Origin of the sequence: Coleofasciculus sp. E2-BRE-01, assembly GCF_040221695.1 — a bacterium.
GTDB lineage: Bacteria > Cyanobacteriota > Cyanobacteriia > Cyanobacteriales > Coleofasciculaceae > Coleofasciculus.
Window position 1 is genome coordinate 37,583 of the sequence record NZ_JAVKEA010000085.1, and the last position, 9,222, is coordinate 46,804.

General features: G+C 46.0%; 4 protein-coding genes. 2 read left to right on the plus strand and 2 right to left on the minus strand.

What is annotated here, in order from left to right:
• Positions 1-33: 33 nt before the first annotated feature.
• Positions 34-2,481: a CHASE2 domain-containing protein gene (locus RIG66_RS10475; RefSeq protein ID WP_446377747.1), complete on the minus strand. Its 2,448-nt coding sequence runs from the start codon at positions 2,479-2,481 to the stop codon at positions 34-36.
• Positions 2,478-3,872, minus strand: coding sequence for an AAA-like domain-containing protein (locus RIG66_RS10480; RefSeq protein WP_446377749.1), 1,395 nt, complete (start codon positions 3,870-3,872; stop codon positions 2,478-2,480). The genes RIG66_RS10475 and RIG66_RS10480 overlap by 4 nt, the downstream gene beginning before the upstream one ends.
• Positions 3,873-4,485: 613 nt before the next feature.
• Here RIG66_RS10480 and RIG66_RS10485 point away from each other — a divergent pair.
• Together RIG66_RS10485 and RIG66_RS10490 are read left to right on the plus strand one after the other, a co-directional pair.
• Positions 4,486-7,248, plus strand: coding sequence for a S8 family serine peptidase (locus tag RIG66_RS10485; RefSeq protein ID WP_446377751.1), 2,763 nt, complete (start codon positions 4,486-4,488; stop codon positions 7,246-7,248).
• A 352-nt stretch (positions 7,249-7,600) separates the two neighbouring features.
• Positions 7,601-9,222 (plus strand): two-partner secretion domain-containing protein (locus RIG66_RS10490; RefSeq protein ID WP_446377753.1); only part of this gene is annotated, 1,622 nt, incomplete at its 3' end.

Consider the following 9,222-nt stretch of genomic DNA (forward strand, 5'->3'; position numbering starts at 1 on the left):
GTTCTTGCAGTGTACGTGAGCAAGATGCTCACACTACGGATTAATCTTAAATCGAGATAAAACAATCAGCATACCTCCAGTCATAACCAAGGCTAAAGCGGCGGGAACTAGGGGTATCCAACCCCCTTGCAGGAAAAGCACCCAGCCGCTTCCGTATAAAATAGCGATCGCGACTCCGCCTCGAACCAGAAACCCTCGTGGTGAACGAGAAGTTTGGGCAAGTAGTCCGCCAATTAAAGACCAGCCGCAAATCCACAGGATCTCAATGGGTTCTGACCACCACCAGATTAGGGGTTGCTGATCTAAAACAGCACTGAGAATTTGACTGACCATCTGGGCTTGAATTTCAATCCCCGTCATGGTTTGAACGGTTCCTTGTCCTTTACTGTAGGGAGTCAGCCAACGATGATCGTTAAAACTGGGAGCCGTGGTACCAATTAGAACAATACGATTTTTCACCTGTTCAGGATTGAGTTGACCATTGAGAACGTCTATGAGCGTAATTTTCTCAGCAATCTGATTCGTGGCGCGGTAATTGAGTAAGATTTGGTGACCACTGGACTTGATCGTCGAATAGCCGCCAGGGTTTGTATCTAAGGTTTTAAATACAGTTGAGCCAAGCTGAAGATACCCGTCGGAATTCAGGTGCGGCTCAATTCCTTGGGCGGCTAGGTAATGACTAGCAACCTGTATACTAAAAGCATATTGATTTTGGCAGGGTGAGGCGTCAGAAACCGCGAGAAGATGACGACGCAGAATATCATCGGTATCGAGGACAACATTATTAAAGCCTTGGCGTTCGCCTGACACTTCCGGTGGCGGTACAACGCCAGGATTACCGTAATGGCAAATGGTAAACAAGCGATCGCTCGTTTTCATGGCTTGGGCTAATTGGGGATAATTAGCGTCTACAGGGCGATCGCGATAAATGTCTAAGCCAATGGTTTGGGGTTGATACGACTCTAATTTGGCAAGGAGTTGAGCAAAGGCGCGATCTGAGAGAGACGCACCCACTCGTTCTTCAGCGGGTTGAGCCTGAACGTCTTTTTCGGTAATCTCCACAATTAAAAGTCGTTCATCGGGTTCTTCCTGGGGTTGTAACCGCATCAGGTGATCAAAGACTTGAAGTTCCCAAGACTCCAACCCACCGCGCGATCGCACTCCCAAAACCAGACTTGTCGCGATCGCACTGGCGATTAGTACCCTTAACCCAACCCACCACCACGGTTCTTTCCGCGTTGGAATTGCTTCTGGAGGATTGTTCCATGATTCCGGTTGAATCTCCTTGATATCTTCGGGAATTTTTGTCTTTTTTTCGGTTGCCTTGTCTACCCGGATTGGCGATGTTCTCAACCTGATCAGCTTAGTCCTCACCCAATTGCAATTAAAGACAAATTCGTAGATTGGATTATAAACTCGTAAATAACTCTCTTGTTTAGTGACTATTCCCGATAGCCGTAATTCCATCTGTTCATCAGAATTTATGGCGGCAATTTTTCCATATTGGAGAATTTGTTGGTATAATAATAGCAATCGTTCACTGTCACGAGCATTCCGTAAAATCCGATCGCGAATAGTTTTTAGATGCTCTGGATCATCATGAGCTTCCCAATGTTCGACAATCTGCTTTTGTACAAACTGTTCTACCCATTTGGATTCTTCAGCAGGGGGAATACTGTCAACTTCCTGACTTTGAACGAAACCAGACTGAGCGATAAGCCAACAGAGTTTCTGGGTCAGAAATGGTTGTCCTCCTGTCCAATATAATATTTCTTTTAACAGGGCTTGAGGATGATTAGACCGACCAAGCAATCCGGCGACTAAAGCGCCACTTTCATGGAATTGGAAGCCTCTGAGTTCGATGGCGCGACCAATGTTAAAAGGAGTAGCATTTTTATCTTGGATTAAATCCGATGGCGTAGCGACGCCTAATAGAGCAAAAGTGAGGCGTTTATAGTCAGGTTTAGAGGCTCGCTGATTATAGCAGTTGCGGATTAGGGCAAAAAATTCATCGGTGAGGAAGTTTAAGCTGAGAATACTATCAATTTCATCGATAAAAATGACGATGTTTTGGGGTATTTGGGTGAGCAACACAGTTTCGATAAATTCACTCAACCGTTGTACCGGGGAAAGATCCTCGCGATCGCGTAACCAATGGCGTCGATTGATCGGCAAGTCGAAACCACTGATCAGTTCTTGAATAATCCCACCATACCATTGCTGTGCCGTAATTTGTTGGCTCCCAATTCCAGTCAGTTCAATCTCGGCACAGATAATTCCTTGGGCTTGTAGTTTGTCCATGGTACGGATTCGCAGGGAGGATTTACCCATTTGTCGGGAATTGAGAACATAGCAATATTCCCCGGCTAATAAGGCGTTAAATAAGTCTGAATCTGCCTGTCGCACTACGTAGGTTGAAGAATCTGGGGGTAAACTGCCACCAATTTGATACCTGTACGTTGGCTGAAGTTCAGTATTCATTCAATGTCTCCTAAATACTGACGAAAATACAAACGATATAAATTACAATGCGGCTCTATTTGATTCCCCGATAGTTTGATCAATCCCAGGCTTTGGAGTTGATAGGCTGATATAGGTTCCAGTTGGATCGGGGTGATTGCTGTTACCACCTGTTTAAATGCTGTAGCGAGTTCAGGATGCGATCGCAGATGTAACCAGTTTTCCCGCAAATGGCTCTTGTAGATTCCGGATTCCGTGGGGGCTTCTGCTAATAGCTGCTCTAGAGTGATTTCTGGATTACTTTTCAGGTGAGTAAAGGCTTGCTCCAAGAGATAGGGATGTCCCCCCACCATCTGCATTAGGGGTTGGATTAGACTCATATCTGGTTCTAATTCATGATATTGGGCAAAGGTTTGTGCCTGTTCTGGGGTAAAATCGGATAGTTCTATAGGTAAGCCGACATTAAAGGGAGATTGATTAATATTTAAGCGAATATACACATCCGTTGAATGGACAATAATTAATCGTAATTTTTTCCAGCGCTGACGACTCCTGGCTTTTTCATACCAGGAACGCAGGAGTCCAAAAAAGTCTTCATAAACTTCGGGATGGGGGAAGAGCAAATCAACATCATCGAAACACAGAACTAAGGGGGTATCGGCGTTGGCTAGGAGATAGTCTTCAAAGTAGGTAGTGCAGCTCACCTTAGATCCCATATCTTCCTCATCCCAATATTCGTCTAACTCATTGGGTAAATGGAGTTCGTGAGTCAAATTAATACACAACCAGCGTAAGAATTTATCCAAATTGGTGAAATGTTTGCTGCTATCAGCTAGGTTCAAGCTTACACTAGCGGTGCGGTAGCCTTGAGTAGCGAGTTGAGCCAATACTCGAGTCACGAGAAATGTTTTACCCATGAGGCTAGGTGCTTTAATCCGTATTAGCGCCCCCGGTTGGGATAGGGTTTTCGCACAGATGGTTTCTAGGGGAGAGCGCTCCACATAGCGATCAGGGGTCAATGCGGCTGCTGGTTCGGGAGTGGTTTGGCATAACTCTGTACTCTGCTGTTTTGGGGGGGCTAAAGGCGAAGGAGAATTATGATTTTGGCTGAGGGGATTGGTTGAGTCAGTAGCCGCCATTTTCTGTTGCCAATATTCCTCTAAAACTTGTTTAAAGTTACTTTTTTTGACTCGTTCACCTAAGGCTTCACTTAATGTTTTCCATAGTTTTGGGGCGACATCTTGACCAAGATAACTGGTCGAATATTGATTTTGTGCCGCAATTTGATCGTAGTCTTGTCTATCCCAAGCTCCTTTGAGAACAACTACTTCAACATCGGTTAAGCTGCGGTGGGTTTGATCGGATACAACTTGCTTGGCTATTTGTACTGCCTGTTCTCGGTTAAATTTCATGGTCGAGCATCCTTAACGGTTAGGGGTTATAGGGTTTCTGCTGTGGGGGCGCAAGGATGGTGCCCCTACCTTTTCGTGTCTCATCTATGTCTATTAAAAAGGGAATTCTTGGTGCAGAACCCCCCGTTAGGTATCAACTTTAGTCGGGTTATTACTATCAGAAGATATCAAAAGCTATCACAACCTAGCCGTGGGAGGTTTATCGCAGTTCCCAATTGCGTGAGGTACACCCTGTAGGGACACCATCATTGCGCCCTCATCCCCAGCCCTGATCATGTACCTCACCACACCGGTAAACCCTATATATATGACTGAAACCTGAATTATCCTGAATTATCCTGAATTATCCTGAATTTTCATACTACCTATTTTTCCTCAACTCTGCCGTTGATTTTACCAGCACAATGGCAATTGGAAGTGAAGTCAAGGAGGAATTAAACATGAAACCTCCATCACAATAGCTAGGAAATATTCAGATGTTTCCAAAACACACATCACAACAATCTACAAACTTGAATTTTATCTCTATTTCACCCCTCTAATTCAGATTTGGAGAGAATGTCCGCCGAGATACGGCAGACACACAAAGTAATTTACGTAAAGGAAAAGTACAATGGCAACTATACCTTCAGATCCACTGTTTTCCAACCAGTGGCACCTCCGAAACACAACACCTGGTCTTCTCGATCTCAATGTAGTCGATGTCTGGGACGACTATACTGGCGCTGGTGTTCAAGTCGCTGTGATCGATGATGCGGTTCAGCGCACCCATCCTGATCTTGATGGCAACTATTCAGTCGCCAAAGACTGGGATTTCCGGGACAATGATACTGATCCCAGTGGTCTTAGTAGTGATCGCCACGGTACTGCGGTGGCTGGCATCATTGGTGCAAATGAAGGCAACGGCATCGGCGGCGTTGGTGTAGCTCATGACGCTACCATTTTCGGCTTCCGAGGTATTTCAAATCAGAATATGACCGACGCGATCAACAATGCTTCTGGGTTACTACAGACAGCAGGAGGCAATCGTGAGGCTGATGTCGTCAATATAAGCATTGGCACTAAGTCTAAATTTTTCTTCGACATAGGCTTAAATTACACTGCGTTGAACACCGCAATCGACAATGCTGTCATTTCCGGACGTGACGGACTCGGTACAATCTTAGTTAAGTCAGCAGGCAACTCGCGTAGCGTCAACCAAGACACCAACGCCTCATCCTGGAATGCGAACCCCCATACGATTTCCGTCGCTGCTGTCAATCAGAACGGATTTGTCTCATCTTACAGTACCCATGGTGCGTCTGTTCTCGTCTCAGCCTTTGGTTCGCCAGGAGGGAAAGCGGGTGAGGTTGTGACAACAGATCGCGTGGGCAGTGCAGGCTACAAATCTGGCGACTACACATCGACTTTTAATGGTACCTCAGCAGCAGCACCGATGGTGTCTGGTGTGGTGGCGCTGATGCTGGAGGCTAATCCGAATCTTGGCTGGCGCGATGTGCAGGAGATTCTTGCCTATTCTGCACGCCATGTTGGTTCCAATGTCGGTTCTGACACCAGGGGTTCTGAGGAATATGCCTGGTCGTTTAACGGGGCTAACAACTGGAATGGTGGTGGTTTGCACTTCTCCAACGATTATGGCTTTGGTCTAGTTGATGCCAAGGCAGCGGTGCGTTTAGCCGAGACTTGGGGAAGTAACTCCCAGACCAGTGCCAATGATACTACTGTATTCAGGGATTTCCTGAACACTTCGACAACGATTAGCAGTGGCATTGGCGGAACCTCGTTCAGCCAATTCATCAGCAGCAATATTGAGATTGAGCATGTCGAAGTTGACGTCAACTTCACCCAATGGCATGACCTCGGCGACTTAGAACTTCGACTCCTTTCACCGGATGGAACCTCGAGCATTCTGATTGACAATAGCGGTGAGAACAACGGCAGTTCTACTGGTGGATTCGGTTCTGGGCGCTGGGAGTTCTTCTCCAACCAGTTTCGTGGCGAAGACACCCTGGGAACTTGGACGGTTCAGTTCTTTGACACAGACAGTAACACGATATCACCGATTACAGTCAACGACATTGATATCACGTTCTACGGTCAGGCAGCCTCGAATAATGATACCTTTATCTTTACTGAGGAATATTCCAACTATGATGGACTGTTCGGACACAGGACATCGATCAATGGTGGAATCGGCACAGACACAATTAATGCGGCTGCAGTAGACTCGAACAGTACCGTTAACCTGACTACAGGGACAGGCTCGATTGATGATGTTGGCATCACCATTTCCGGAATTGAGAACGTGTTCACTGGCGATGGTAATGATTCGTTATTTGGCAACGCTTCTAATAATAGTCTTTCGGGAATGCGTGGTAATGATCGCCTCTATGGTCAAGGGGGTGCAGATACCCTAATTGGCGGTAGCGGCAATGATTACCTTGACTCCGATACTTTGGGTGCTGTTGATACGATTGGCGATCGCTTGGATGGGGGTTCAGGCAATGATATCCTCCAAGGAGAAGCCGGTAATGATACTTTACTCGGTGGTAGTGGAAATGATCGCCTGACAGGAGATGATTCCTCAATCAATTTTGGCAACGATAGTCTTTCTGGGGGTACTGGAAACGATACCCTCTATGGCTATGCGGGGAATGACACCCTTGATGGCGGTGCTGGGAGCGATTCCTTAGATGGTAGTACAGGGAATGACCGATTATTGGGTCAAGGAGGTGCGGATACCCTAATTGGCGGTAGCGGTAATGATTACCTTGATTCCGATACTTTGGGCGGCGTTGATACGATTGGCGATCGCTTGGATGGGGGTTCAGGCAATGATACCCTCCAAGGAGAAGCCGGTAATGATACTTTACTCGGTGGTAGTGGAAACGATCGCCTGACAGGAGATGATTCCTCTAGCAATTTTGGTGATGATAATCTTTCTGGGGGTACTGGAAACGATACGCTCACCGGTGCAGGGGGTAACGATACCCTAGTTGGGGGCAGCGGTTCTGATACGTTGAGCGGAACCAACAGTATCTTAGACGGTGCGGGTGAAATCGACATCATCAACCCAGGTTACTATGATGCTAGCGATCTGATTATTCTCGGCACCAGTAGCTCAATCTATTATAACGGTGCGGGACTCGACTACGCTGTCATTGACAATTTCGACCGATATAGTTTCTCCGGTGAAACTGAGTTCGACAAGCTTCAGATTCATGGCTCACTATCAAATTACCGTTTGAGTTCATACACGGGTACAGTCAGTGGTATTTCCATGAATAACGGAACGCGAATTGGTTTAGGCTCTGAAATCATTGCTTATGTGGATTCTAGTGGTTTATTGACATCGGCTGACTTTATCACTGTCTAAGGTTGTCAAGTCTCGGAACCAGGACTAATGCCGATTAATTCACGTTAAACTCAGAACTTGTACCTGTCCCATTAACCAGATTTATGTAGAGACGTTGCATGCAACGTCTCTACAATGGTGCCGAAAGTCCTAATCGATGTGTCCATAGCGTTTTCAAATAAATGAATGTTAAAACTCAATGCTAGCTTTTTAAGGGAGAGAAAAATGCTAGAAGTGCCTTGCTACTGTTCCCTGTTCCCTGTTCCCTGTTCCCTGTTCCCTTTTACGCTCGACCTCGATTTTACATCTCAAGTGTAAACACTATACTGCTATATTAATTAACCAGTCTTCCCACTCAAAGGATAGGAGAAAAATGAAACCAATCATCCGTTACCTTTGCCGTGTCAGCAGTATCGCCCTTAGCGTTCTGGCAGCAATCAGTCCAGCTAAAAGCCAAATTGAGGCGGATAATACACTTCCGGTCAATTCTCAGGTAACCGGGTGTCCAATTTGCCTGATAGAAGGGGGAACGGTGCGAGGAGGAAATCTGTTCCACAGTTTTGAAGAGTTTTCTGTGCCGACAGGAGGAGCCGCATTCTTTAATAATGCTTTAGATATTCAGAACATTTTGGGTCGGGTAACGGGTTCTACTCTCTCGGATATTGATGGCTTAATTCTGGCAAATGGCACGGCAAATCTGTTTTTAATTAATCCCAATGGGATTATTTTTGGCGAGAATGCCCAGTTAGATATTGGCGGTTCCTTTGTCGCCTCTACAGCTAATGCCATTGGTTTTGGCAATCAAGGCGTTTTTAGTGCAACTGAACCAGAGGCTCCGCCTTTACTCACCGTTAACCCAGATGCGCTTTTCTTTAATCAATTAGCGGCTCAAGGAGTGAGTTCGATTGAGGTGAGAGGTTCTCTATCTGTCCCGTTGGGAGAAAGCTTGTTACTTGTGGGGGGAAATATAGCACCAGATGCGACTTCAACGGGGGAACTATTAATTGATGGTGGTACTTTAGAAGCCTTCGGTGGCAGAGTGGAATTAGCAGGAGTCGGCGCACCGGGAGAGTTGGGATTAGTGGTTGATAAGGGGAGTTTAGGGTTGGATTTTCCAGCGGATTTGGCGCGAACCGATATCGCAATTTTTGATAGCATTATTAATGTAACAGCGGCGGGTGGAGGTGATATTGTTATTTATCCTAGAGATTTGTTTATTAGCAATAGTCAACTCTTGGCGGGAATATTTTCAGGTTTGGGTGCAGTCGATGCTCAAGCTGGAGATATCACTATTGATGCGACTGGAACCGTGGTTGTAGCCGAAGGGGTAATTAGTAATAATGTTGAAGCTGGAGCCACAGGAAGCGGAGGAAATGTCAGGATTACAGCTTTCTCGCTTTCTCTGACGAATGGTGCTCAAATTGATACAACTACTTCGGGAAAAGGGGATGCAGGTAAGGTAGTAATTCGGGCAACCGATAGTGTCTTATTGGATGGAGAAGATAGTCAAGGATTCTCTAGTGGTGTTTTTAGTACAGTGGCATCGGGAGCCAACGGGAATTCTGGGGGCGTGGAAATTGAGAGTGGCTCTTTAACTGTAACCAATGGCGCTCGACTTGATGCCTCTACCTTGGGAGAAGGAGATGCAGGTAAGGTAGTGATTCGGGCAACCGATAACGTCTTATTGGATGGGGAAAATAGTCAAGGATTACTCAGTGGTGTTTTTAGTACAGTGGCATCGGGAGCCAAGGGTAATTCTGGAGGAGTGGAAATTGAAAGTGGTTCTTTAAGTGTAACCAACGGTGCTGTAATTGATGCCACTACATTTGGAGAAGGAGATGCAGGTAAAATAGTAATTCTGGCAAATGATAGCATTTTATTGGATGGCGAAGATAGTCAAGGATTCGGCAGTGGTATTTTTAGTACAGTGGCATCGGGAGCTAAGGGGAATTCTCGGGGTGTGGAAATTGAGAGTGGCTCTTTAACTGTAACCAA